25 protein-coding genes are annotated in these 24,845 nt (G+C 73.2%); 15 read left to right on the top strand and 10 right to left on the bottom strand.

What is annotated here, in order from left to right:
- The first annotated feature begins 40 nt into the window (after positions 1–40).
- Positions 41–955 carry an ornithine cyclodeaminase family protein gene (locus IE332_RS26325; protein WP_189920947.1) on the top strand — a complete coding sequence of 305 codons (915 nt, stop codon included), beginning with the start codon at positions 41–43 and terminating at the stop codon, positions 953–955.
- A gap of 38 nt (positions 956–993) precedes the next feature.
- Here the strand turns inward: IE332_RS26325 and IE332_RS26320 are convergent, their stop codons facing one another.
- The gene (locus IE332_RS26320) at positions 994–1,320 is read right to left on the bottom strand and encodes a hypothetical protein (RefSeq protein WP_189920945.1); all 327 of its coding nucleotides are present in this window, start codon (positions 1,318–1,320) and stop codon (positions 994–996) included.
- Positions 1,321–1,420: 100 nt separating this feature from the next.
- Positions 1,421–2,029 carry a TetR/AcrR family transcriptional regulator gene (locus IE332_RS26315; RefSeq protein ID WP_189920943.1) on the bottom strand — a complete coding sequence of 203 codons (609 nt, stop codon included), beginning with the start codon at positions 2,027–2,029 and terminating at the stop codon, positions 1,421–1,423.
- 107 nt (positions 2,030–2,136) lie between these two features.
- Here IE332_RS26315 and IE332_RS26310 point away from each other — a divergent pair, with 107 nt between their 5' ends.
- The 4 genes from IE332_RS26310 (at position 2,137) to IE332_RS26295 (ending at position 5,198) form a co-directional block, all read left to right on the top strand.
- Positions 2,137–3,051, top strand: a complete 915-nt coding sequence (locus tag IE332_RS26310; protein ID WP_189920941.1) for an NAD(P)-dependent oxidoreductase — start codon at positions 2,137–2,139, stop codon at positions 3,049–3,051.
- Positions 3,052–3,242: 191 nt separating this feature from the next.
- Positions 3,243–3,953 carry a GntR family transcriptional regulator gene (locus IE332_RS26305; protein WP_189920939.1) on the top strand — a complete coding sequence of 237 codons (711 nt, stop codon included), beginning with the start codon at positions 3,243–3,245 and terminating at the stop codon, positions 3,951–3,953.
- A 100-nt stretch (positions 3,954–4,053) separates the two neighbouring features.
- Positions 4,054–4,650, top strand: coding sequence for a Uma2 family endonuclease (locus IE332_RS26300; protein ID WP_189920936.1), 597 nt, complete (start codon positions 4,054–4,056; stop codon positions 4,648–4,650).
- 20 nt (positions 4,651–4,670) lie between these two features.
- On the top strand, positions 4,671–5,198 hold the full coding sequence (locus IE332_RS26295; RefSeq protein ID WP_189921094.1) for a Uma2 family endonuclease: 528 nt from the start codon (positions 4,671–4,673) through the stop codon (positions 5,196–5,198).
- Here IE332_RS26295 and IE332_RS26290 read toward each other — a convergent pair.
- Both IE332_RS26290 and IE332_RS26285 read right to left on the bottom strand, forming a co-directional pair.
- Positions 5,195–5,878, bottom strand: a complete 684-nt coding sequence (locus IE332_RS26290) for an ABC transporter ATP-binding protein (RefSeq protein WP_189920934.1) — start codon at positions 5,876–5,878, stop codon at positions 5,195–5,197. The genes IE332_RS26295 and IE332_RS26290 overlap by 4 nt on opposite strands.
- The gene (locus IE332_RS26285; protein WP_189920932.1) at positions 5,875–6,951 is read right to left on the bottom strand and encodes an ABC transporter permease; all 1,077 of its coding nucleotides are present in this window, start codon (positions 6,949–6,951) and stop codon (positions 5,875–5,877) included. The genes IE332_RS26290 and IE332_RS26285 overlap by 4 nt, the downstream gene beginning before the upstream one ends.
- 178 nt (positions 6,952–7,129) lie before the next feature.
- Here IE332_RS26285 and IE332_RS26280 point away from each other — a divergent pair, with 178 nt between their 5' ends.
- The 5 genes from IE332_RS26280 to IE332_RS26260 all read left to right on the top strand — a co-directional run bounded on the left by IE332_RS26280 (position 7,130) and on the right by IE332_RS26260 (position 10,852).
- Complete coding sequence (locus IE332_RS26280; protein WP_189920930.1) at positions 7,130–8,335, top strand: sensor histidine kinase; 1,206 nt, start codon at positions 7,130–7,132, stop codon at positions 8,333–8,335.
- A complete protein-coding gene (locus tag IE332_RS26275) occupies positions 8,332–8,958 on the top strand; it encodes a response regulator transcription factor (protein WP_189920928.1) in 627 nt (208 codons plus the stop codon). The genes IE332_RS26280 and IE332_RS26275 overlap by 4 nt, the downstream gene beginning before the upstream one ends.
- 73 nt (positions 8,959–9,031) lie before the next feature.
- Positions 9,032–10,054, top strand: coding sequence for a nitronate monooxygenase (locus IE332_RS26270; protein WP_189920926.1), 1,023 nt, complete (start codon positions 9,032–9,034; stop codon positions 10,052–10,054).
- 100 nt (positions 10,055–10,154) lie between these two features.
- Positions 10,155–10,526 (top strand): type II toxin-antitoxin system RelE/ParE family toxin, encoded by a 372-nt coding sequence (locus IE332_RS26265; RefSeq protein ID WP_189920919.1) that lies wholly within the window; start codon positions 10,155–10,157, stop codon positions 10,524–10,526.
- Positions 10,523–10,852 (top strand): helix-turn-helix domain-containing protein, encoded by a 330-nt coding sequence (locus IE332_RS26260; protein WP_189920917.1) that lies wholly within the window; start codon positions 10,523–10,525, stop codon positions 10,850–10,852. Before IE332_RS26265 ends, IE332_RS26260 begins: the two co-directional genes overlap by 4 nt.
- A gap of 16 nt (positions 10,853–10,868) precedes the next feature.
- Here IE332_RS26260 and IE332_RS26255 read toward each other — a convergent pair whose 3' ends face one another.
- Complete coding sequence (locus IE332_RS26255) at positions 10,869–12,338, bottom strand: aminopeptidase P family protein (RefSeq protein WP_229928915.1); 1,470 nt, start codon at positions 12,336–12,338, stop codon at positions 10,869–10,871.
- Positions 12,339–12,503: 165 nt separating this feature from the next.
- Between IE332_RS26255 and IE332_RS26250 the strand changes: the two genes are divergently transcribed.
- Genes IE332_RS26250 through IE332_RS26230 form a run of 5 tightly spaced genes read left to right on the top strand, consistent with a single transcriptional unit; the run spans position 12,504 to position 18,240 of the window.
- On the top strand, positions 12,504–14,255 hold the full coding sequence (locus IE332_RS26250) for an ABC transporter substrate-binding protein (protein WP_189920915.1): 1,752 nt from the start codon (positions 12,504–12,506) through the stop codon (positions 14,253–14,255).
- A 13-nt stretch (positions 14,256–14,268) separates the two neighbouring features.
- Positions 14,269–15,243 (top strand): ABC transporter permease, encoded by a 975-nt coding sequence (locus tag IE332_RS26245; protein ID WP_189920913.1) that lies wholly within the window; start codon positions 14,269–14,271, stop codon positions 15,241–15,243.
- Positions 15,240–16,226: an ABC transporter permease gene (locus IE332_RS26240; RefSeq protein WP_189920910.1), complete on the top strand. Its 987-nt coding sequence runs from the start codon at positions 15,240–15,242 to the stop codon at positions 16,224–16,226. The genes IE332_RS26245 and IE332_RS26240 overlap by 4 nt, the downstream gene beginning before the upstream one ends.
- Positions 16,226–17,224 (top strand): ABC transporter ATP-binding protein, encoded by a 999-nt coding sequence (locus tag IE332_RS26235; protein ID WP_189920908.1) that lies wholly within the window; start codon positions 16,226–16,228, stop codon positions 17,222–17,224. Before IE332_RS26240 ends, IE332_RS26235 begins: the two co-directional genes overlap by 1 nt.
- A complete protein-coding gene (locus IE332_RS26230) occupies positions 17,224–18,240 on the top strand; it encodes an ABC transporter ATP-binding protein (protein WP_189920906.1) in 1,017 nt (338 codons plus the stop codon). The genes IE332_RS26235 and IE332_RS26230 overlap by 1 nt, the downstream gene beginning before the upstream one ends.
- Before the next feature lie 59 nt (positions 18,241–18,299).
- Here IE332_RS26230 and soxR read toward each other — a convergent pair whose 3' ends face one another.
- The 5 genes from soxR to IE332_RS41980 form a co-directional block, all read right to left on the bottom strand.
- Complete coding sequence (gene soxR / locus IE332_RS26225) at positions 18,300–18,755, bottom strand: redox-sensitive transcriptional activator SoxR (protein ID WP_189920898.1); 456 nt, start codon at positions 18,753–18,755, stop codon at positions 18,300–18,302.
- A gap of 314 nt (positions 18,756–19,069) precedes the next feature.
- Positions 19,070–21,442 carry an immune inhibitor A domain-containing protein gene (locus tag IE332_RS26220; RefSeq protein ID WP_308437604.1) on the bottom strand — a complete coding sequence of 791 codons (2,373 nt, stop codon included), beginning with the start codon at positions 21,440–21,442 and terminating at the stop codon, positions 19,070–19,072.
- Between the two features lie 226 nt (positions 21,443–21,668).
- A complete protein-coding gene (locus tag IE332_RS26215; protein WP_189920887.1) occupies positions 21,669–22,046 on the bottom strand; it encodes a DUF2568 domain-containing protein in 378 nt (125 codons plus the stop codon).
- Positions 22,047–22,215: 169 nt separating this feature from the next.
- The gene (locus IE332_RS26210; protein WP_189920884.1) at positions 22,216–22,593 is read right to left on the bottom strand and encodes a YrdB family protein; all 378 of its coding nucleotides are present in this window, start codon (positions 22,591–22,593) and stop codon (positions 22,216–22,218) included.
- 100 nt (positions 22,594–22,693) lie between these two features.
- Positions 22,694–24,784 (bottom strand): S9 family peptidase, encoded by a 2,091-nt coding sequence (locus tag IE332_RS41980; RefSeq protein WP_268256615.1) that lies wholly within the window; start codon positions 24,782–24,784, stop codon positions 22,694–22,696.
- Between the last annotated feature and the right edge of the window lie 61 nt (positions 24,785–24,845).

Below are 24,845 nucleotides of genomic sequence, written 5' to 3'. Positions count from 1 at the left end.
TCCCGTCGAGAGTCCAACCGCACGGCCCGGAACGGCGCTTGTGCCGCTCCAGTACGCCGTCCCGGGCACCGGCGGAGTCGGGCCCGCCGACGCGGTGGGGGCGATCGAGCGGGTGCTGCTGAACGGGTTCGACCCCGAAGCGGCACCCGCCCGGTCCGCCGTTCCGGTGCCGGCCGGTGAGCTGCTGATGATGCCGGCCGCCGCCGGGCCGTACGCCGGCGTGAAGATCGCCGGAGTCGCGCCCGCCAACCCGGAGCACGGGCTGCCCCGGATCACCGGCAGCTACCTGCTGCTGGACGGCCCCACCCTGCAACCGCTCGCCCTCCTGGACGGCGCCGCGCTCACCGCGCTGCGCACGCCGGCCGTCACCGCCGCGGCGCTGCGGCGGCTGGCGGTGCCGGAAGCCGGACACCTGGTGGTGTTCGGCTCCGGACCGCAGGCGTACGGACACCTCGACGCGCTGCTGACCGTACGGCCGCTGACCCGGCTCACGGTCGTCGCGCGCCACCCCGAGCGGGCCGCGGCCCTGGCCGCGTACGGGCGGCGGCTCGGCCTGAGGGCCGGTGTCGGCGGGCCGGAGGCGGTCGCCGAGGCGGACCTGGTGGTCTGCTGCACCACCGCGCGCACGCCGCTGTTCGACGGCACGCTGGTGCCCGCGCACGCGGCGGTCGCGGCGGTCGGCTCGCACGAGCCGGACGCGCGGGAGGTCGACGAGGCGCTGGTCGGGCGCGCCGAGCTGTACGTGGAGGCGCGCTCGGTCGCGGCCCGGGAGGCCGGGGACCTGCTGATGGCGGGCGTGGCCGGACGGCAACTGTGGAACCTCGCCGAGCTGGTGCGCGGCGACGCGCTGGTGCCGGCCGGGCGGCCGCGGTTCTTCAAGAGCGTCGGGATGGCCTGGGAGGACCTGGCGGTCGCGGCGGAGGTGTACCGGGCGGCGGGAGAGCCGTCGTCGTAGCGGCGGCGGGCGGCGGTGTCCCAGTGCTGCCCGGCTGCTCAGTCGCCGATGAAGCAGAGCCAACTGCCGGGTGTGGCCGCACAGTTGGCGAGCAGGTTGCGCAGGTCCCGGACCGCGGCCCGCTGCGCCTCGGTGGTGCAGCGGGCGAGCAGCGCGGTGGCCTCCTCGAAGGCGGCCGCCGCCTCCTGCTCGTTGAGGTAGGTGTCGCGGTACGGGTCGATCCGGCCGAGCCGGTGCTCGGACGGGCGGGTGTGCGCGGCGAGCGCGTCGGCGAGCGCGTCGCCGTGGTCGATCGAGAGGTGCAGCGGGCCGGTGGTCCGGGCCCTGTCCGGTCGGCCGTCGTACAGGGCGATCTCGATGCCCAAGGCGGTTGCTCCTGACGGTGTTCGGGAGTCGTGAGGCCGGAGCCGGCCCGGTGGGAAGGGATCCCCCACCGGGCCGGCTCCTTCGCGTCCTCGGGTGCGGTCAGCGGTAGGTCGCGAGCAGCCGGGCCAGGTGCTTGCCGGTGACCAGCAGGGGCTCCTCGCTGCGGGCGATCTGGGCGGCGAGCTCGGCGCCCTCCAGGGTGCTGACGACCGTACCGGCCAGTTCGCGGGCGTCCTCCGCGCCGATGCCCGCCGCGACCAGGTGTTCCGTCACGATGGCCCGCCAGTTGGCGAAGGCCGCGGCCACCGCCTGCTCGATCGCCGGCGCGCGGCCGACCGTCTCCAGGGCGGTGCTGCTGATCGGGCAGCCGTCCTGCCAGTCGGAGGCGCGCAGCTCCCGGGCGAGCATCCCGGTGCAGGTGACGACCGCCTCGCCGATGTCCGCCGAGGAGCCCAGCCCGGCGCGCAGCAGGACGGCGAACTCCTCGTCCCCGTGCCGGATCGCCTCGGCGGCCAGCTCCTGCTTCCCGCCCGGGAAGAAGTGGTAGACGGAACCGAGGGTGGCCTCGGCCTCGCGGGAGATCTGCTTGATCCCGGTGCCCTCGTACCCCTGGCGCTGCAGCAGCCGGGAGGTGGCCCGGACGATCCGCTCGCGGGTGCCGACGGGGGTGGTCTTCTCGGGCGTCTCGGTCCTCTCGGGCGTCTTCACGGCGCGATCCTAGCCGATGAATTGAATAGAGCGTTCGTTCCAGAGCTGTGTTAGCGTCAGCCCCGTTGTTCTGGATAGAGCGTTCGTTCTAGCGGAGGGGAATCCGTATGTCCGTCGAGCAGAAGCGGCAGGAGCAGCAGGGCCGGCAGGAGCGGTCGGAGCGATCGGTGACGGTGATCGGGCTCGGCCCGATGGGACAGGCCATGGCCGGGGCGTACCTGGACGCCGGGTACGCCGTCACGGTGTGGAACCGCACCGCCGAGCGGGCCGCCGAACTCGTGGCCCGCGGCGCGCGGTCCGCGCCGAGCGCGGAGGCGGCGGTGGCCGCGAACGAGCTGGTCGTCCTCAGCCTCACCGACTACGACGCGGTGTTCGCCGTGCTGGACCCGCTGGACCCGGCGGTGCTGAAGGGCAGGGCCGTCGTCAACCTCAGCTCCGACACCCCCGAGCGGGCCCGCGAAGCCGCCCGCCGGCTCGCCGGACACGGCGCCGGACACCTGACCGGCGGGGTGCAGGTGCCGCCGTCCGGCATCGGCAGCCCCGAGTCCTCCACCTTCTACAGCGGGCCGGTCGACCTGTTCCAGCGGCACCGGGCCGCGCTCGAAGTGCTCACCGGCGCCGACTACCGGGGCGACGACCCCGGGCTGGCCCAGCTGTACTACCAGATCCAGATGGACCTCTTCTGGACCTCCCTGGTCGGCTACCTGCACGCCACGGCGATCGCCGAGGCCAACGGCATCTCCGCCGAGGACTTCCTGCCGTACCTCAGCTCGACGGCCGCCTCGCTGCCCGGCTTCCAGGCGTTCTACGCGCCGCGGATCACCGCCGGGGACCACCGCGGGGACGTCGACCGGCTCGCGATGGGGCTCGCCAGCATCGAACACGTACGGCACACCGCGGAGGCCTCAGGGGTGGACAGCGCGCTGCCGGCACTGCTGGCGGAGACGTTCCGGCGGGGCGTGGAGGCCGGGAACGGCGCGGCGAGCCTGACCGCGCTGGTCGCGCAGTTCCGGGCGGCGTGACCGGCGCCGCCGTCACCCCGTAGCCCGTCCGGCGTGGCAGATCGTGTGCCGTCGGCCGTTGTCACGGCCGACGGCGCGCTGCCACCATGAGCGTCGGCGGGCTTGACGGACCGTTCGAATCACGGACGGTTGCGCACGCAACGCAACGTGACATTGTACGCTGGTGTTCTGCACCCACCCGGAGGAACACCATGGCCGACCTCAAACCCCGCACCCTGATCTCCGTCCAGGAGCGGCTTCGCGACCAGGTCGCCCACGCACTCCGGGCCGCCCTGATCTCCGGCGAACTGCGCCCCGGCGTCGTCTACTCGGCCCCCGCCCTCGCCGCCGACTTCGGCGTCTCCGCCACCCCCGTCCGCGAGGCCATGCTCGACCTCGCCCGCGAAGGCCTGGTCGAAGCCGTCCGCAACAAGGGCTTCCGGGTCACCGAGCTCACCGAACGCGACCTCGACGACTACACCGAGATCCGCGCCCTGATCGAGGTCCCGACCATCGGCCGGGTCACCCGCACCGCGACCGAGGACCAGCTGGAACGGCTGCGCCCGCAGGCCGAGGCCATCGTCGCCGCCGCCCGCAAGCACGACCTGATCGGCTACCTGGAAGCCGACCGGCAGTTCCACCTCGACCTGCTCGGCCTGGCCGGCAACGCCCGACTCGTCGACGTCGTCGGCGACCTGCGCAAGCGCTCCCGGCTGTACGGCCTCACCCGGCTCGACGAGCGCGGCGAGCTGGTCTCCTCGGCGGAGGAACACCTGGAACTGCTCGACCTGATGATCGCCGGCGACGCCGACGCGGCGGAGGCCTGCATGACCCGCCACCTCAGCCACGTCCGCTCCCTCTGGGCGGGCCAGGAAGAGGCGGCCGAACCGGAGCGGCCGGCCCTGCGACTGCGGGCTCGGTAGCGGCCAAACCACCCGATGGGGTGAGTGCGGAGGATCGGGCGTCGGGGGACGCCCGGGCTCTACGATGATGCTCTCGACATCGGCAGCCAGGAGGAATTCCATGTCCGCCGCAGCAGTGGAAGAGCCCTTCGAGCAGATGACGCTGCTCGAAGCCGCCGAGCTGATCTCCGAGCAGCTCCCCGGCTACCGGGTCGAGATCATCGGGAGCGAAATCACCGTGACGCCCACCCCGAATATGAGGCATGACCGATCGGTGAGGCGCTTCGATCGCGCGTTCAACCGCGCGGGGCTCGACGGCGGCGAGACCGAGGTGTGGCAGAACATCGGCATCTGGCTGCCTGATGGACCGTTCGACTACGCGCAACCGGATCTGGCGATCACCGACGCGGATTGCGATGACCGGATCCTGGACTACGGGGCCTACGATCCCGCAATCTTCCGGCTCGTGTTGGAGGTGACGTCCTCGAACCTCGGCAATGACCTGAAGAAGAAGCCGGGTGCTTACGCCTCGGCCGGGGTGCCGGTCTACGTCATCGTGGACCGGACGAACCAGCGGGTGATGGTGCTGACCGACCCCAAGGACGGCGAATACCGGGTGCACGCCGTCCACCACCCCGGGCAGTCGTTCACCCTGCCGGAGTCCATCGGTGCGTCGGTGACGCTCTCGGTGGACGACGTGCTGACGGCCAAGAAGTAGTGCCGCACTCCGTGCTCGGCATGGCCGAGGTTCTCTTCGAGCGCTTTCCCGGGCTCCGGGTGGAGGTGCTCGGTGGTGAGGTGTCCGTCGAGCCGTTGCCGGACGGGCGGCACGCCGAGATCCTGACGGATGTGATGGCCGCCTGTTTCAAGGCCGGGATGACCGAGGGACGTCCTTGGCCGGTCCAGCGGCTTGCGATCTGGTTGCCCACTGGGCCGGATGACTTCGCGATGCCGGATCTGTCGATCGTCGATGCCGCGAGCGACGATCAGATGGTCGCCTACAACTGCTACGACCCGAAGGTCTTCCGGCTGGTGCTGGAGGTGACGTCGGCGGCGTTGTGCAGTGACCTCACCAGGAAGCCCGCCGCGTACGCGATGGCGGGTGTGCCGGTGTACGTGGTCGTGGACCGGGTCGGCCGGCGGGTGCTGGTGCTGACCGCCCCCGAGGGCGGCGAGTACCGGAAGCGGGTCGAGCACGGTCCCGGGCAGGTGTTCACCCTGCCCGGGACCTCGGTCACGTTGAGCGTGGACGCCCTGTTCTCCTAGGCCACCGCCGCGGGCAGGGTCAGCCGGCCGTCGTGGACCTCGGCGATCTGGTCGACGGCCGTCAGGTGGGTGCGGTCGTGGGTGACCAGGACGGTGGCGGTGGCGCGGCGGTGGGTGAGTTCGGTGATCAGGTCCAGGACGGCGGCGCCGCGTTCGTGGTCGAGGGCGCTGGTGGGTTCGTCCACCAGGAGCACCGTGGGGTCGTTCATCAGGGCCCGGGCGATGTTGACGCGCTGGCGCTGGCCGCCGGAGAGCTGGTGCGGGCGGCGGGCGGCCTGGTCGCGGAGGCCGACGGCGTCCAGGAGGTCCAGGGCGCGGGGGAGGGCTTCGCGGGGGGAGCGGCCGTCGAGGTGGGCCATCACCTGGAGCTGTTCGGCGGCGGTGAGCGAGGGCAGCAGGTTGGCCTGCTGGAAGACGATGCCGATGGTGGTGCGGCGCAGGGCGGTGAGGTCCGCGCGGGTGAGGCCCGCGGTGTCGGTGCCGTCGACGACGACCCGCCCGGAGTCCGGGGCGATCAGGGTGGCGGCCACCGCGAGCAGGCTGGACTTGCCGGAGCCGGACGGGCCGACGACGGCCGTGATGGAGCCCTTGGGGACGGTCAGTGACACGTCGTCGAGGGCGGTGAGCCGGCCGTCGCCGTCCGGGTAGGTGAGGGTGATGCGGTCGAGGGCCAAAGTCATCGGGCGCTCCCCAGGGCGGTCAGCGGGTCGACGGAGGTGATCCGGCGGATGGACAGGGCCGCGCCGACCGCGCCGAGGGCGATCATGACGGTGGCGGGCAGCAGCAGGGTCGGGGCGTCCAGGACGAACGGGACCGCGGAGCCGATCAGCGCTCCGGCGCCGAGCGCGATCGCGGTGCCGGCGGCCGTACCGAGCAGCAGGAGCAGGACGGCCTGGCCGAGCGCGTCGCGCAGCAGGTAGCGGGTGGAGGCGCCGAGGGCCTTGAGGACGGCGATGTCGCCGCTGCGCTGGATCGTCCAGACGGTGAAGAACGCGCCGATCACCAGCGCCGAGATGGCGAACAGGAAGCCGCGCATCAGCTGCAGGGAGCCGTTCTCCGAGGTGTAGGAGCCGATCGCGGCGAGGGCGTCGTCGCGGGTGCGGGTCTCGGTGCCGTGGCGGGCGTCGGCGGCGGCGAGGTCGGTGCCGCCGGCCGTGCCGAGGGCGATGACGGTGGCGTGGCCGGTGCCGCCGGGGGCGAGGGCCTGCCAGTCGGTGAGGCTGGTCCAGACGACCGGGGTGTGGCTGTAGGCGGCGTCGCCGTCGACGGCCGCGACCCGCAGCGGGTGCCCGGCCAGGGTGAGGTCGGCGCCCGGGGCGAGTCCGCCCAGGTTCGCGGCGGCGGTCTTCGACAGCACCGCCTGCCCCGGGGCGATCCGGCGGCCCTGCGGGGCGAGCAGGGAGCCGTCCGGGACGCCGAAGGCGGACAGCGCGGCGGTGCGCTTCCCGGCGGCGGCCTTGGTGGTGGTGATGCCGAGCGGCTGGGCGGAGGTCACGCCGGGCTCGCCGGCCCAGGCCTGCCACTGGTCGGGGGTGACCTGGGAGTCGGTGAAGGAGAGCTTCTGTCCGTCGGCGGGCTTGCCGAAGACCAGGTGGTCGGCGGGCAGGCCGGTGATCGCGGAGATGTTCTGCCGGCCGAGTCCGGCGGTCAGCCCGGACAGCAGGCCGACCAGGACGGTGATCAGTACGATGACGGTCCCCATCAGGGCGAACCGCCCCTTGGCGAACCCCAGGTCCCTCCAGGCGACGAACACGGCGGCCTTCCTCTGTACGGGTGGGTGCCGGACCGGTGTTCTCCGACGTTCCCACCGTCGCGGACCGCCCGGGTCCGGGGCATCGAGCCGGGGATTGCATCCTGGGCATCAAAGGGCAGAAGCGGAGTTCAACCTTTTGATTGATGCCGGAGCCGGGCGCGGAACCTAGGCTGGACGGATGGCGACCGAACGATCCAGAACCACACCCGTCGCCCGCGTCCTCCAGGTCTGCCTGCACCTGCTCGTGGCGGGCCTGCTCGTCCTCGCCGTCGCCCGCTCCGTCGTCGACGGCCGCGGCGCCGACCCGGCGGCCGTCGCCGCCGCGGCCACCGCGATGGGCGCCGTCTACGCGATCGGGCCCCAGCTGGCCGCCGTCCGCCGCTCGCGCCGGGCCGCGGCGCTCTGGCTGGCCCTGCTCGGCGTCACCTGGGCGGGCGTGCTGCTCGCCACCCAGGACGGGGTCTGGCTGGCGTTCCCGCTGTACTTCCTGGAACTCCACCTGCTCGGGCGGCGCGGCGGGCTGACGGCCGTCGCCCTCACCGCCGCCGGGGCGATCGCCGGCTGGTCCTGGCACCAGCACAGCTTCAGCGTCGCCGCCTCCATCGGGCCCGCCCTCGGCGCGGCCGTCGCCACCGCGACCGTGCTCGGCTACCAGGCGCTCTACCGGGAGAGCGAGGAACGGCGCCGGCTGATCGACGAACTCACCGCCGCCCGCGCCGACCTGTCCGCCGCCCACCACACCGCCGGGGTGCTGGCCGAACGCGAACGCCTCGCCCGCGAGATCCACGACACCCTCGCGCAGAGCCTCAGCTCCATCCAGCTGCTGCTGCGGGCGGCCCAGCGGGCCCTGCCCGAGCGCACCGAGGCCGCCGCCGGGTACGTCGAACAGGCGCGGCAGGCCGCCCAGGACAACCTGGACGAGGCCCGGCGGTTCGTCCGGGCGCTCACCCCGCCCGCACTGGACGGCGACCCACTGCCGGTCGCCCTGGAACGGCTCTGCGCCACCACGACCGCGCAGAGCGGCCTGCCGGTGAAGCTGCACCTCTCCGGTGACCCGGTACGGCTGCCGCCCGCCCAGGAGGTCGCGCTGCTGCGGATCGCGCAGTCCGCGCTCGGCAACGCCGTCCGGCACGCGAAGGCCCAGCGGGCCGAGATGACACTCAGCTACATGGAGGGCGAGGTGGCGTTGGACGTGGTCGACGACGGGGCCGGGTTCGACCCGGGGGCGGTCGCGGGCCGCACCGGCGAGGACGGCGGATTCGGGCTGCCCTCGATGCGGGCCCGTGCCCGGGCGCTCGGCGGCACCTTCACGGTGGAGTCCTCGCCCGGCGAGGGCACGGCGGTCGCGGTGCAGCTGCCGGTCACCCCGGAGGCCGGGTCGTGATCCGGCTGCTGATCGCCGACGACCACCCGGTGGTGCGGGCCGGGCTGCGCGCCGTCCTGGAGAGCGAACCGGACTTCGCCATCGTCGCGGAGGCGGCCACCGCCGAGCGGGCCGTCGAACTCGCGGCCGAGGCCGAGGTCGACGTGGTGCTGATGGACCTGCAGTTCGGGCCCGGCTCGGCGATGAACGGCGCCCAGGCCACGGCGGCGATCACCGCCCGGGCGGGCGCGCCGCGGGTCCTGGTCGTCACCACGTACGACACCGACGCCGACACCCTGCCCGCGTTGGAGGCCGGCGCCACCGGGTACCTGCTGAAGGACGCGCCGCCCGAGGAACTGGCCCAGGCCGTCCGGGCCGCCGCGGCCGGACGCTCCGCCCTCGCGTCCAGCGTCGCCGACCGGCTGCTGGAACGGATGCGGACGCCTGCGGCGGCGCTCAGCGCCCGGGAGACCGAGGTGCTGGGGCTGGTCGCCGACGGGCTGACCAACCAGCAGGTCAGCCAGCGGCTGCACCTGAGCCAGGCCACGGTGAAGTCGCACCTGGTGCACATCTACACCAAGCTGGGCGTCGACTCGCGCACGGCGGCCGTGCGGGAGGCGCGCGGCCGGGGCCTGATCCGGTAGGGCGGGCCGGAGTTAGGCACCCGAGCGTAGGGTGGGCGACGGTCCGTACCCGCAGCGTGTGAGGAGTGCCCCGATGGTCGTGCGTCTCGACGGGCTCGCCGTACCGGTGATCGCCGCGCCGATGGCCGGCGGCGCCTCCACGCCCGAACTGGTGGCCGCGGTGAACCGGGCCGGCGGGCTGGGGTTCCTCGCGGCGGGCTACAAGAGCGCCGCGGCGATGGCCGAACAGATCGCGCTGGTACGGAAGTCGGGCGACCGGCCGTACGGGGTGAACCTCTTCGTCCCGGCGCCGCCCGGGGACGCGGCGGCCGTCGCCGCCTACCGGGAGCGGCTGCGGCCCGAGGCCGAGCGGTGGGGGGTGCAACTGCCGGAGGAGATCGGGCCGGACCGCGACGACTGGGAGGCCAAACTCGCGGCGCTGCTCGCGGACCCGGTGTCGGTGGTCTCGTACACCTTCGGGCTGCCCACGGCGGCGGAGGCGGCCGCGCTGCGCGCGGTGGGGACGCTGCAGGTCGGCACCGTGACCACGCCGGAGGAGGCTCGGGCGGCGGAGGCGACCGGCATGGACGCGCTGTGCGTGCAGGGCCCGGAGGCGGGCGGGCACCGGGGCACTCACCGGGTCACCGACCCGCCGGGGGAGCTGCCGCTGCTCGAACTGCTGCCCGCCGTACGGGCGGTGACGACGCTGCCGCTGATCGCCGCCGGCGGACTCGGCGACGGCCCGGCGATCGCGGCGGCGCTGCGGGCCGGGGCGGTCGCGGTGCAGCTGGGGACGGCCCTGCTGCGCGCCGACGAGTCCGGCGCCTCGGCCGCGCACCGGGCGGCACTCACCGACCTCCCGGAGACCACCGTCACCCGCGCCTTCACCGGCCGCCCGGCCCGCGGCCTGCGCAACGCCTTCATCGACCGCCACGGCCCGTACGCCCCGCCCGCCTACCCCGAGGTCCACCACCTCACCGCCCCGCTCCGCACCGCCGCCACCCGCCGCGGCGACACCACGGCCATGCACCTCTGGGCCGGCACCGCCCACCACCTGGCCCGCACGGGCCCGGCGGAGCGGATCGTCGCCCAGCTCTGGCAGGCCGCGCGGGGGTAGCGCGCTCGGGGCGCGCGGGCGGCGGAGTGTCATCCCTCGCAGCGGTGGATTGAGTGGGAAAGCGCGCGGTAGGTTATAAGCAGCGACTTAAGTCTGTCCCATGTGGGAAATCGCGCTGGTGGCGCAGCTCGAGGAGTGGTACTTGCAAATCTGCGAGGACGATCCCAAGACCGCGAGCAACATCCTTCAGGCACTGGACCTCCTGGAGGTGGAAGGCCCGACACTGGGGCGGCCCATGGTGGACAGGATCCATCGCAGCCGCTTGCACAATATGAAGGAACTGAGGCCCGGGTCCTCGGGCGGAAGCGAGGTGCGCATGCTCTTCGTGTTCGACCAGGAGCGGGAGGCCATCGTCCTCGTGGCAGGTGACAAGTCCGGCCGTTGGTCGGAGTGGTACGACGAGTCGATCCCCCTGGCGGAGAAGCGGTACGCGGCTTACGTCGAGGAGCGACGGACGGGAGCACGCGCATGACGAGTCGTAGTTGGGCTGAGGTTCGTGCCGAGGCACTGCGCATCAACCCGTGGCTGGCCTCGCCGGAGGCAGAGGCGCAGCGGGCTCGGATCAGGCAGGAGAACCTGGCCCGAATCCGCGGGTATGAGCTCGCGGAGCTGCGGCGGAAGGCCGGGCTCACCCAGAAGCAGGTGGCTGAGCTGCTCGGTGTGAGCCAGGCGAGGGTGTCGCAGATCGAGCACGGGCAGGTCGACAGCCTGGACAATCTGCGGGCGTACGCCGCTGCCATCGGCGGCGAGGTCGAGGTCAACATTCGCCAGGGTGAGCGGACGATCAAGGTGGCTTGATCGTCCGCCCCCTCCCTCAGGCGAGCAGGGTGGCCATCCAGGACTCGATGTCGGGGGCTGTCCGGGGGAGGGCGTTCGACATCAGGTGGGCGCCGTCCTCGGTGATCACCAGGTCGTCCTCGATGCGGATGCCGAGGCCGCGGAGTTCGACGGGGAGGGTTTCGTCGTCGGGCTGGAGGTAGAGGCCGGGTTCGACGGTGAGGACCATGCCGGCTTCGAGGGTTCCGTCGAGGTAGCGGTCGGCGCGGGACTTGGCGCAGTCGTGGTAGTCGAGGCCGAGCATGTGGCCGCTGCCGCAGAGGGTGTAGCGGCGGTAGAGGCCGTTGTCCTCGGCGAGGGCCTCTTCGGCGGGGATGCGCAGGACGCCCCAGTCGGCGAGGCCTTCGGCGATGACCCGCATGGCCGCGCGGTGGAAGTCGCGGAAGCGGGCGCCGGGGCGCAGGGCGGCGATGCCGGCGCTCTGGGCGGCGAGGACGAGGTCGTAGGCCTGGCGCTGGACGGGGGTGAAGGTGCCGCCGAGGGGGAGGGTGCGGGTGATGTCGGCGGCGTAGAGGGTGTCGGTTTCGACGCCGGCGTCCAGCAGGAGCAGGGCGTTCGGGTCGAGGGCGCCGTCGTTGCGGATCCAGTGCAGGACGCAGGCGTGGGCGCCGGAGGCGGCGATGGTGGTGTAGGCGGTGCCGTTGCCCTCGGCGCGGGCGCGCAGGTCGAAGACGCCTTCGATCCAGCGTTCGCCGCGGTGGTGGCGCAGGGCGGTGGGCAGGGCGCGGACGACGTCCTCGAAGCCGGTGACGGTGTGGTCGACGGCGAGTTGCAGCTGGCCGATCTCCCATTCGTCCTTGACCAGGCGCAACTCGGAGAGCACCGCGGCCAGTTCGCCGTCCGCGGTGGTGGCGGCGGGGTGTCCGGCGGTGGCGCGCCGTCCGGTGGCCTCGTCGACCAGGGCGTCGGTGCCGGCCAGGACGCGGGTGGGCGGCTGGGGGCCGGAGAGCAGTTTGCCGAGGTCGTCGAGGTGTTCGGTGCGGATGCCGGTGAGCCGGGCGGCTTCGGCGAGGTCGGGCCGGGCGCCGACCCAGAACTCGCCGTAGCGGCGGTCACGGTAGAACTCGCCGCCGTCGCGCGGCGAGCGGGGGCGCAGGTAGAGGACGGGTTCGTGGCCTTCGGGGCCGGCCGGTTCGAGGACGAGGACGTGGTCGGCCTGGTCCTCGCCGGTGAGTCCGGTGAGCCAGACGTACGCGCTGTGCGGGCGGAAGCGGTGGTCGAGGTCGTTGCAGCGGACCTTGAGCCGGCCGGCGGGGACGAGGAGCCGTTCGCCGGGGAAGGCGGCGGAGAGGCGGGCGCGGCGGCCGGGGAAGCGGTCGTGTCCGGGGACGCGCCGGTCGGCGGGGAGGGGGGTGGCGGCCCAGCGGGTGCCCATGAAGGCGGCGAGGGCGGGGGAGACGGGGAGGTCGTGGCTGCCGGTGTTGAGGCCGGCCGGGGGGAGGGTCACCGGTGAACTCCTAGGCGGGGCTGGGGAGATGTTCGGGGCGGGGTGGGCACGGACACAGCTCGGTAACGGGTGGCGTCACCTCTTGTGCAGTGCAATTTCACATTACTATGTTACGGGTCACACAGCGGAGCGGCCAGATCAGGCCCCCCACAGCGGAGTTGCAACATGACCAGGCGCACCCATGCCGCCCTCGCGGCGGCCCTCGCGGCGACCCTCACCCTCGGCCTCGGGGCCTGCAAGAACGACAAGAGCGACAGCGGCGGCGACGCGGCACCCTCCAGCACCAAGGGCCCGGGCGCGGAGAGCGGCTCGGTCGTCGGCGGCACCCCGGCCAAGGGCGGCACCCTCACCGTCCTGACCAACCAGGACTTCGCCCACCTCGACCCGGCCCGCAACTGGGTGGTGCCGCACATGGACTTCGGCACCCGGCTGCTCTACCGCACCCTGACCACGTTCAAGGCCGAACCGGGCGCCGCCGGCAGCGAGATCGTCCCGGACCTCGCCACCGACCTGGGCAAGTCCTCCGAGGGCGGCAAGGTGTGGACCTTCACGCTGAAGGACGGCCTCAAGTACGAGGACGGCAGCCCGATCAAGTCCGCCGACATCAAGTACAACGTCGAGCGGTCCTTCTCCCCGGACCTCACCGGCGGCCCCGACTACGCGCAGCAGTACCTGGCCGGCGGCGAGAGCTACAAGGGCCCGCTGACCGGCGAGCACCTGGCGAGCATCGAGACCCCGGACGAGAAGACGATCGTCTTCCACCTGAAGCGCCCGGTCGCCGAGTTCTCGGACACCGTCACCCTGCCGACCTTCTCCCCGGTGCCGCAGTCCCAGGAGAAGGGCACCCAGTACGACTCCCGGCCGTTCTCCTCCGGCCCGTACAAGATCGAGGCGTACGACCGCGGCAAGCAGCTGGTGCTGGTCCGCAACACCAACTGGGACCCGGCCACCGACACCGTCCGCAAGGCGTACCCGGACAAGGTCGTGGTGACCCAGGGCATCAAGGGCGGCCAGGCCGACGACCGGATCATCGCCAGCGACGGGGCCGACGCCAACGCGATCAACATGCCCTGGATGCAGCACGAGACGGTCGCCAAGGTGCTGCCCAAGGCGGACGTCAAGTCCCGCATGGTGGCCGAGCGGACCGGCTGCACCGACATGCTGTACCTGAACACCGCCAAGGCCCCCTTCGACGACCCGAAGGTGCGCGAGGCGATGATGTGGGCGGTCGACCGCGAGGCCCAGGTGACGGCCTTCGGCGGCCCGGCGGTGACCGACGTGGCGACCTCCTTCCTGCCGCCGTCGCTGACCGGCGGCGCCACCTCCGACCCGCTGAAGATCCCGGCGGCCGGCGACCCGGAGAAGGCCAAGGCGCTGCTCAAGGAGGCGGGCAGGACCGACCTCAAGGTCGCGCTCACCGTCTCGCTCGGCGACAAGACCCGCGCCGAGGCGATCCAGCAGTCGCTGGCAAAGGCCGGTGTGCAGGTCACCGTCAACACCACGGACCCGTCCGCCTTCGCCGACACCGTCGGCGACATCAAGAACGCCCCCGAGCTGACCATCAACGGCTGGTGCCCCGACTACCCGTCCGGTGCGACCTTCCTGCCGTTCCTCTTCGACGGCCGCACCATCAAGGAGAAGGGCAACCAGGGCAACTACAGCCAGTTCCGCGACCAGGCCACGATGGACCGGATGGACCAGATCGCGGCCATGACGGACGTGGCCGAGGCCAACAAGGCCTGGCAGCAGCTGGACCAGGACCTGATGAAGAAGGCCCCGGCCGTCCCGCTGATGTGGCAGCGCCGCCCCCTGCTGGTCGGCACCAACGTGGCCGGCGCGTTCGGCAACTCCGGCTACGCGGGCATGATCGACCTCGCCGTGGTCGGCCTCAAGGACCCCGCCAAGGGCAAGGGCTGAGGGGCCGGTGCCGATGAGTACCACCACTGAGCCCTCCGCCGTGGCCGACGCCCCGGCGGCGGGCGCCAAGGCGGGCGTCGAGGCGGGTGCCGGGCGCGGGCCGTGGCGGCTGGTCTGGGACCAGCTGTGGGCCAAGGGCTCGGCCCGGTTCGGGCTGATCACGGTCGGCGTGCTGCTGCTGGCCGCCGCGCTGGCCGGGCCGCTGAGCTCGCTCGGCGGCTGGACCCCCGAGGAGTTCGACAAGCGCGCCGTCGACGCCTACCTGGGCGGCCTGCCCCGGGGCGACTTCGGCGGCATCAGCGCCCGGCACTGGCTGGGCGTCGAGCCGATCACCGGGCGCGACCTGTTCGCCCGGGTGCTGCACGGCGGTCAGGTGTCCCTGCTGATCGCGTTCACCGCGACCGCGGTCGTCGTGGTCGCCGGCACCCTGGCCGGGATCGCGGCCGGCTACTTCGGCGGCCGCACCGACACGCTGCTGTCCCGGCTGATGGACCTCACGATGTCCTTCCCCTCGCTGATCTTCATGATCGCGATGATGTCGGTGGCCAAGGACGTCAACCGGATCCTGCTGATCACCCTGGTGATCGGGCTGTTCACCTGGCCCGGCATCGCCCGGGTGGTCCGCGGCCAGACCCTCTCCCTCAAGCACCGCGAGTACGTCGAGGCCGCCAAGGTCGGCGGCGCCCGCTCCTGGCGGATCCTCACCCGGGAGATCCTGCCGAACGTCTCCGGCCCGATCATCGCCTACACCACGCTGCTCATCCCCGGCATGATCGCCACCGAGGCCGCGCTCAGCTACCTCGGCGTGGGCGTCCGCCCGCCGACCCCGTCCTGGGGCCAGATGATCGCCGAGAGCATCGTGCACTACGAGACCGACCCGACCTACTTCCTGATCCCGACCGCCTTCCTGTTCCTCGCCGTGCTCGCCTTCACCCTGCTCGGGGACGCGCTGCGCGACATCCTCGACCCCCGGGGAGGCCGGTCGTGATCCTCTACCTCGGCCGCCGACTGCTCGGCGTGGCGGGCATCCTGCTCGCCATCTGCGCCATCACCTTCACCATCTTCTACCTGCTGCCCAACGACCCGGCCGCGGCGGCCTGCGGCAAGACCTGCAGCCCCGAGCGGCTGGCCGACGTCAAGGCCGCGATGGGCCTGGACAAGCCGGTCTGGGACCAGTTCCTGGCCTACCTCGGCGGCATCTTCGCAGGCCGCGACTACGGCTCCGGCCCCAGCGCCGTGCACTGCGGCTTCCCCTGCCTCGGCTACTCCTACGAGTACGGGCTGCCGGTGTGGGACCTGCTGACCGACCGGCTGCCGGTCTCCGTGTCGCTGGCCCTCGGCGCGGCCGCGCTCTGGCTGGTCCTCGGCCTCGGCGCGGGCGTCACCTCGGCCCTGCGCAAGGGCAGGCCGCTCGACCGGACGCTGATGGTGGTCTCCGTCGGCACCGCCTCGCTGCCGGTCTACTTCACCTCGATCATGCTGATCTGGGGCGTCGTCAGGACGGCCGGACTGCTGCCCTACCCGGCGTACCACCAGTTCACCGAGAACCCCTTCGCCTGGGCCTCCAACCTGCTGCTGCCGTGGACCGCCCTGGCCCTGCTGTACGCGGCCATGTACGCCCGGCAGAGCCGCAACTCGATGATCGAGGCGATGTCCGAGCCGTACATCCGCACCGCCCGGGCCAAGGGCCTGCCGGCGCGGACCGTCACGGTCAAGCACGGGCTGCGGGCCGGGATGACGCCGATCCTGACCATCTTCGGCATGGACCTCGGCGGCCTGCTGGCCGGGGCCGTCATCACCGAGTCCATCTTCGGCCTGCCCGGCGTCGGCCGACTGTTCTACGACGGCCTGGGCCGCTCCGACCAGCCCGTCATCCTCGGTGTGACCCTGCTCGCGGCCTTCTTCATCGTCGCGGCGAACCTGCTGGTCGACCTGCTCTACGCGTTCGTCGACCCGAGAGTGAGGTACTGATGACCAGGCTGTTGGAGGTCGAGGACCTCAAGGTCGCCTTCGACACCCCCCGCGGCACCGTCCGGGCCGTGGACGGCATCTCCTTCGCCGTCGAGGCCGGGCGCACCCTCGGCCTGGTCGGCGAGTCCGGCAGCGGCAAGTCGGTCACCTCGCTGGCCGTCATGGGACTGCACCGCGGCGCCACCGTCACCGGCTCGATCCGGCTGCACGGACAGGAGTTGAACGGGCTCGGGGAGAAGGCGCTGGGCACCGTCCGGGGCCGCCGGATCGCGATGATCTTCCAGGACCCGCTGTCCAGCCTGCACCCCTTCTACACCGTCGGCGAGCAGATCGCCGAGCACTACCGGGTGCACTTCAGGGCCAACCGCAAGGCGGGCCGGGCCCGCGCGGTGGAGATGCTGGCCGAGGTCGGCATCCCGGAGCCGGCCCGCCGGGTCGACGAGTACCCGCACCAGTTCTCCGGCGGCATGCGCCAGCGCGTCATGATCGCCATGGCGCTCGCCTGCGAGCCCGACCTGCTGATCGCCGACGAGCCCACCACGGCGCTCGACGTCACCGTCCAGGCGCAGATCCTCGACCTGATCGCCCGGATCCAGCAGGAGCGCGGCCTCGGCGTCGTGATGATCACCCACGACCTCGGCGTGGTCGCCCGGGTCGCCCACGAGGTCCTGGTCATGTACGGCGGCCGGGCGGCCGAACAGGCCCCGGTGGAACGGCTGTTCGCGCAACCCGCGCACCCGTACACCCGCGGCCTGCTGGACTCGCTGCCGCGCCTGGACGACACCGACGACGCCCCGCTGCGGGCCATCCCCGGCAGCCCGCCGTCGCTGATCGCCCCCGCCCCCGGCTGCTCCTTCGCCCCGCGCTGCGCCCGCACCACCGCCGCGGCCGCCGAGGAGCACGCCCGCTGCCTGGCCGAGCGCCCCGTGCTCGGCCCGCTCGCCCCCGGCCACCAGGCCGCCTGCCACCTGCCGCTGGTGCCGGAAGGGGTGCTGTGATGACCGAACCCTCGCTGACCGGACCGCCGACAAACGAACCCCTGTTGTCGGTACGGGACTTGGTGAAGACCTTCCCCGGCCGTCGCAGCCGCACCGGGCGGCCGGGCGCACCGGTCCGGGCCGTGGACGGGGTGAGCTTCGACGTCGGGGCCGGGGAGACGCTCGGCCTGGTCGGCGAGTCCGGCTGCGGCAAGTCCACCACCGGGCGGATGATCGTCCGGCTGCTCGACCCGACCTCGGGCACCGTCACCTTCGACGGCACCGAGATCGGCGGCCTCTCCCAGGCCCGGCTGCGCCCGCACCGGCGGGACCTGCAGATGGTCTTCCAGGACCCGTACTCCTCGCTCAACCCCCGGCAGACGGTGTCCCGGATCATCTCCGAGCCGCTGCTGGTCCAGGGCGAGAGCGCGACGGCCGCGCGCAAGCGGGCCGCCGAGCTGATGGAGCTGGTCGGGCTGATCCCCGAGCACCTGGACCGCTACCCGCACGAGTTCTCCGGCGGCCAGGCGCAGCGCATCGGCATCGCCCGCGCGCTGGCCACCTCGCCGCGGCTGGTGATCGCCGACGAGCCGGTCTCCGCGCTGGACGTGTCCATCCAGGCCCAGGTGGTCAACCTGATGGAGCGGCTCCAGCAGGAGCTCGGGCTGGCGTACGTGTTCATCGCGCACGACCTCTCGGTGGTCAAGCGGGTCTGCGACCGGGTCGCGGTGATGTACCTGGGCCGGATCGTCGAGATCGGCGACAAGGCCGAGGTGTACGGCAGCCCCGCGCACCCGTACACCCGGGCGCTGCTGTCCGCCGTGCCGCTGCCGGACCCGGAGGCGGAGCGCACCCGGGAGCGGATCGTGCTGCTCGGCGACCCGCCGAGCCCGGCCGACCCGCCGCCCGGCTGCAGCTTCCACCCGCGCTGCCCGAAGGCGCAGGACCTGTGCCGGACGGAGCGGCCGCTGCTGCGGATCGCCGGCCCGGGCACCCGGGAGGCGGCCTGCCACTTCCCGGAGGTGCCGGGAAGCTGAGAGACCCCCGGTCGGGCGCGGCGGGGAACCCTTCGAGGGCCGCGTCCGACCGGGTTCCATCAGTCCTCGTGCGGCAGCAGCCGGCGCGGGCCGGGCCCCTCGGCGGCCAGTTCGTCGCCGGGGTTGAGCACCCGGCAGCGGCGCAGCGACACGCAGCCGCAGCCGATGCAGCCGGTCAGCTCGTCCTCCAGCCGTTCCAGTTCGAGGCGACGGGCGCGCAGCTGCTCGGCCCAGCGCAGGGAGATCCGCTCCCAGTCGTGCTTGCCGGGCATCCGGTCCTCCGGGAGGCCGGTGAACACCTCGGCGACCTCGCTGAGCGGGATGCCGAGCCGCTTGGCGACCAGGATGAGCGAGATCCGGCGCAGCACGTGCCGCCGGTAGCGGCGCTGGTTGCCGGTCGACCGCTCGGAGCTGATCAGCCCCTGGTCCTCGTAGAAGCGCACCGCCGAGGTGGCGATCCCGGCCCGCCGGGCCACCTCCCCGACGCTCAGCAGGTCGACCGGTGCGGTGGTCATGACGGCTCCTTGACTTCAAGCTCTCTTGAAGTCCTACGGTACCCGACACGACCGGATCCGCCGCCGTGGGGACCGGCACGACCGGTCCCCAGCAGGAAAGTTACCCAGCGCAGTCGCCGTCCGAGGGAGCCTCCGGCGGCCGGCGCGAACCCTTCCCCCGCCGGTACGCCGCCGCGGCCTCGCTCCTCGCGAGCTCCCCGGTGGCGGCGCTGGTCCTCGGCCGGTGGCGGCGCCGATCCTCGGCCGTGGGAGGCCCGTGAAGCGGGCCCCGGATCCCCTTCGTCGGGGGGATCCGGGGCCCGCTCACGACCGGCTCAGGAGGCCGGGCCCACCCGGACGGTGGTGATCCGCCCGCCCTGGGACTCCCGGACGACCTCGATCCTCGTGTTGGTGTCCGGCACCTTCACGGTCAGCTGCGGCGTGGCCGGGTCGGCGTACACCCCGCTGTGGTCGTTGAAGACCGGGACGGCCGGCTCGGCCGGGATCCGCACCGCGACCCCGCCCTTGTGCAGGGTGAACGGCGTGGTCGGCTTGAGCGAGAAGGTGGCGTCGAAGGTCTGCGCCCGCCCGTTGACCAGGGTGCCGTCGGCGAAGCGGATCGGCGCCGGGTGGGCGTCGATCGGCAGGATCAGCCCGCCGCCGGGGTGGTCCTTGGTGTTGTTGTCGCCGTACGAGGTGTCCCAGAGCCAGAGCAGGACGCCCTCCTGGTACGGGTAGTTGTCGACCACGTTGGCCTTGCCCGCGACGCCGGTGTAGCCGAAGTTGTACGGCCCGGTCCTCAGGAACGCCCCGTAGCCGCTGTAGCGGCGGTTCTCGGCGAGGTAGGCGCGCGGGTGCTGCTTGACGGCGGCGCGGCCGGTGATGGCCGTGAAGCCGTTGGCCGTCCAGCCGCCGGCCCCGTTCTCGGCGCCGTCGGCGAACAGCTCGGTGCCCCCGGCGGTGGCCTTGACGGCGTCCACCAGCACGCCCTTGCCGTGGGTGTTGCCGTCCGAGGTGACGTGGAAGCGCAGCCGGACCTGCTGCCCGAGGTAGCCGTCCAGCGGGATGTGCAGCTTCCGGTAGGCGCCCGAAGTGCCGCTGAGACCGGGGGTGTTGGCGCTGGTGTTGCCGATCGGCGCGCCGTCCACGGTGCCGCCGAGGGCGGTCCAGTGCTTGCCCTGGTCGGTGGAGGCCTCGACGGTCAGGAAGTCGTAGTCCTGCTCGACGTCGTACCAGACCGCGGCGTCCAGTGCGGCCGGACCGGCGGCGGTGCGCAGGTCGACGTCCCGGGCGAGGGAGTTGTCGAGGTTGTCACCGGTGTCGCTCCACCACTGCTTGCCGCCCTCGTACGGGTCGGCGAGGTCGGTGCTGGTGGTGCCGTCCGGCAGGTGCACCAGGACGGCCTGCGCCTGGTCGGTGTTGTAACTGCTCACCCCGAGGGCGTGGCTGGAGCGGGTGGCGGCCTGCGCCTCGTCGTAGTTGAGCCAGCCGAACTGCAGCTTGCTCCAGGCGTCGAGGTCGCCCGGGTAGCCGCCGGTGGTGTTCGGGCCCTTGCCCAGGTACGAGCCGGAGGACATCAGCGACCAGAAGTTGACGCTGTTGTCGCCGCCGCTGGTGCTGTAGAGGTCGGGCAGGCCGAGGTTGTGGCCGTACTCGTGGGCGAACAGGCCGACGCCGCTGTTCTCGCCGCCCTGGACGTAGTCGTAGACGTAGAGGCCGGTGTCGCCGACGGGTGCGCCGCCGATCCTGTCACCCTCCGGTCCGGTCTGCCCGGTCGCGTCCGGGAAGGCCCAACTGCGGTGCGCCCACAGCGCGTCGGCGCCCTGGGCGCCGCCGCCCCAGGTCTCGTCCACGCCGGCGTGGACCACGATGACGTTGTCCAGGTAGCCGTCGGGCTGGTTGAACTCGCCGTCCTTGTCGTGGTCGTAGCGGTCGTAGACGTCGTACTGGGCGAGCTGCGCCTTGATGTCGGCGGTGGAGCGGCCCTTGGCGACCTCGCCGTCGTACCAGGCCTTGACGGCGTCCCGGACGAACTCCTGGCCCTGGGTCCAGGCGCCGGAGCCCTGCGGGCCCTTGTTGCTGCCGTAACGGGCCTCGTTGTACGGGACGGTGACCCAGTCGCTGACGGTGCCCTCGACGTCGTACCGGCCGGAGGACTGGGTGCGGTAGTAGTTGCGCATCGACACCGCGCCGGGCGAGTCGTCGAAGAACATCTTCTGGTAGTACGCGCGGTCGAAGTCCTTGGACCAGAGCGTGTGGTTGTCGTCCGAGCCGGGCTTGGGGATCAGGTTGTGGCGCGGGCCGGGGGTGCCGCCGTAGCGGGGCTGGCCGTTCCACTGGGTCGAGTCGTCGACCTGGTCGCCGAACTGGGCGAGGATCACGAAGACCTTGTCCGTGCGCTGGTGCGCCAGTTGGACGTAGTCGTCGCCGATCCGCACCTTCGCCGGGGCCCGCTTGTCGGCGCTCTTGGCGACGGCGCCCTTGTTGAGCTGTTCCAGGGCCTTGCCGCGGAGCGCCTGGCGCTCGCGTTCCTGGGGGACGAGCGGTGCGGGCGGGGCCTCGGCGCCCTGCGGGGCGGAGCCGGCCGCCGCGGCGGAGGTGTCGGTGAGGGGCGGCGGGGGAGCGGCCTGGGCAGGGGTGCCCAGCAGGGTGGCCGCTATCGCGCTCGTGGTGAGCGCTGCTGCGAGGGCCGCGGACAGTCTGCGCAACTGACCGGTCCTTTCCGGGGGATGGGGGTGTCTGGGGGTGCTTCGTGGCATGGGCCGGTGAAGCGCAGGTAATATTTCACATGTCACGGGTCACGTGGAAGGGGTCCGGGGCACGTGGAGATTCCGGGGCAAGAGGAAGGGGCGCCGCACCCGGAGGTGCGGCGCCCCTTTCGGTGGGCCTCTGTCGGTGGGCCTCTGTCGGTGGGCCCCTTTCCGTGGGCCTCGTCTAGCCGTTGCTGAAGTCGAGCGCCAGGCTGAACACCACCAGCGCCGCGAACACCGCCGCCAGGGTGGTCGGTCCGGTCGCGTACAGCGCCACCGCCCCCGCGCCGAGCAGCACCAGCTTGAGCAGCAGCCGGGCGGCGAGCGGCAGTTCGACCTTCGCCCGGCGCTCGGCCAGGAACACGTCCCAGACCGCCCGGGCCGCGGCCGGGACGCCGAGCCCCAGCAGCAGCCGGACGCCCAGGCCGTCGCCGGTGCGGAAGCCCCAGTAGCAGAGCGCGGCCAGGCTCGCGAGCTGTACCCCGAAGCCGAGTTCGGTGCCGGTCCGGGCCAGTGACCGGCGCAGTCGGCGCTCCCTCGGGCCGGGTCTGTCGATCGTCATCCGCGCGCTCTCCCCGCCTCGTCCCCCGCCTCGCGCGCCGCCCGGGGCCGGACGGCGGTATGGGGCGTGTCTGACGGGAGTGTCCCAGCCCGGCCGGGCGAACTCAACGGATCTTCCCGCGGCTGCCGGTCGATGCCTCCGACCTGCCGGTTCCTCAGTTCCGTTGCCGTCAGCGGGTGGTGTACTCGACGGCCACGCTGACCACCACCAGCGCGCCGTACACCACCGCGAGGGTGGTCCGCCCGGTGGCGTACAGGGCCAGCCCGGCGGTGCCGAGCGTCAGCAGCTTGAGCACGATCTCCGCGGGGAGCGGCAGCCGGTACGTCGGGCCGCCCGCGGCCAGGAACAGGCCCCAGATGAGGGCCGCCAGGGCCGGTGCGCCGAGCCCCAGCAGCAGCCGCACGGCCAGGGTGGAGCCGGTCTTGAAGCCCCAGTAGCAGAGCGCCGCCAGCATGGCGAGCTCCAGGCTGAAGGCGAGGCCCGCGTTGCCCGCGGTCAGCGGGGTCCACTGCCGCTGTCCGACCGGTCCCGGTCTGTCGATCCTCATCCGCGCTCTCCCCGTTCCGCTGGTCCGCCCGGGCCGGGCGGCGAACACGCGGAGTGTCGCAGTCCGGCCCGGGCGGGCGCAATGGACCGGCGCCCGCGGATCAGCCCAAGGCGGCGCGGAGGAAGGAGAGTTCGGCCAGCGTCAGTCGCTCGTTCATCCCGTCCGGGGTCATGTGGGTGACGCCCGGCAGCGGCAGCACCGCGTGCGGGCGCCCGGCCGTGGTGAGCGCCTGGGAGAGCAGCAGGGTGTGCGAGGGGTGGACGTTGTCGTCGGCCAGCCCGTGGATCAGCAGCAGCGGCCTGGTCAGGCCGGGTGCGTCGGCGAGCAGGCAGTCGGCGGCGTAGCCCTCGGGGTTGTCCTGCGGCAGGCCGAGGTAGCGCTCGGTGTACGCGGTGTCGTACTGCCGGAAGTCGGTGGGCGGGGCGCCCGCGCAGGCGGCGTGGAAGACGTCCGGGCGGCGCAGGACGGCGAGCGCGGCGAAGTAGCCGCCGTACGACCAGCCGCGGACGCCGACCCGGCCGAGGTCGAGGTCCGGGTGGTGCGCGGCGAGCGCGCGCAGGGCGTCGACCTGGTCGTCCAGGGCGGCCTCGGAGAAGCGGCGGAAGATCGCCCGGGTGAAGTCCGGGGAGACGAACGGGGTGCCGCGGTTGTCGGTGGTGACGACGGCGAAGCCCTGGTCGGCCCACCACTGGCGGAGCTGCCAGCGGCGCGGTTCGGCGGCCACGGCCTGGTAGCCGGGCCCGCCGTAGACGTCCAGCAGGACGGGGAGCCGGCGGCCGGGGACGTGGTCGCGGGGGTACACCACGGCGGTCGGCAGGCCGCGGTCGGTGACCCGGGCGAGGCGCGGGCGGACCGGGTAGGGCAGCGCGGCGCTCAGGTCGGTGAGCGGGAGTTCGGCTCCGTCCTCCAGGTCGCTCGGCAGGACGCCGCGCAGGACGCGGCGGTGGATCCCGTCGGCGGAGGCCGAGGTGAGCAGCAGGGTGTCGGCGGCGGCGAGCGCGGAGTGCACGCCGGGCCCGGTGGTGAGGAGTTCGGGGGCGCCGCCGTCCGGGTCGATCAGGTGGACGTACTGGTCGGCCGGGTCGCCCTGGCCGGTCTCGCAGAGCAGTCGGCCGCGCAGCCGCCCGACCACCCGGCGGATCTGCAGCCCGGTGGTGTCCAGCGGCTTGCCGTCCAGGGCGAGGCCGCGGGCGTGCGGGGTGTCGTGGACGGTGAGCAGCCGGCCGTCGGGCAGCCGGTCGGGGGTGCCGGGCAGGTCGTCGACCCAGAACTCGTCGGTGGTGCGGGAGAGTTCGCGGGTCCGGCCGGTGGCCGGGTCGGCGGTGAGGAGCAGCACGTTCTGCTGGAGCCGGTCGGCGACGGTGAGCAGCAGTTCGTGGTCGGAGGCCCAGGAGGCGGCGCACAGGTAGGGGAACGCGTCGGCGTCCCAGCGGAGTCGGACCCGGCCGCCGTCGAGGCCGAGGACCCAGAGCTGGACGTCCGCGTTGGGGCCGCCGGCCTGCGGGTAGGCGAAGTCCTCGGGTGCCTCGGCGGGGTGGGCCGGGTCGGCGAAGTAGCGCCGGGGGAGGGCGGATTCGTCGACCCGGGCGGCCAGCAGCGCGCCGCCGTCCGGGCGCCACCAGTGGCCCCGGGCGCGGCCGAGCTCCTCGGCGGCGGCGAACTCGGCGACGCCCCAGCGGGCGCCGTCGGCGGGGGAGAGCGGGTCGGGGCCGGGGGTGACGTACAGGGTGTCGTCGGCGACGTAGGCCACCCGCTGGCCGGTGGCGTCCGGCCGGGGGTCGAACGCGGGCCCGGCGGTGGGGAGTTCGTCGCTGGTGCCGGTGGCGGTGTCGGTGCGGAACAGCCGGCCGTCGAGGGTGAAGACGGCCACCGCGAGGTCGGCGGTGGCGGCGTAGCCGCCGATCCCGGCGGCGACCAGCCGGGTGCGCTCGCGCAGCCGGCGCTCGACGGCGGGCAGGTCGTCGCGGCGGCCGGTGCGGCCGGGCAGCAGCGCGGCCGGGTCGGCGACCGTCCGCTCCTCGCCGGTGGCGGTGTCGAGCAGGTGGAGGCGCTCGACCGGGTCCTCGGGGCCGGCCGAGCGGAGCAGCAGCAGCCGGGTACCGTCCTCGGCGAGGGTGTAGGCGCGGGGCGCGCCGTGGGTGAACCGGCCGGTGCGGGCGCTGAGGGCAAGGAAGGCGTCGGTGATGGTCACGGCCCGATCGTGGTCGCGCGGTGCGTGCCCCGACCAGTAGTCTGTCATGTGAAATGTCACA

Source organism: Kitasatospora xanthocidica (assembly GCF_014656195.1).
Taxonomy (GTDB): domain Bacteria; phylum Actinomycetota; class Actinomycetes; order Streptomycetales; family Streptomycetaceae; genus Kitasatospora; species Kitasatospora xanthocidica.
This window is presented reverse-complemented; position numbering and strand designations above follow the sequence as displayed.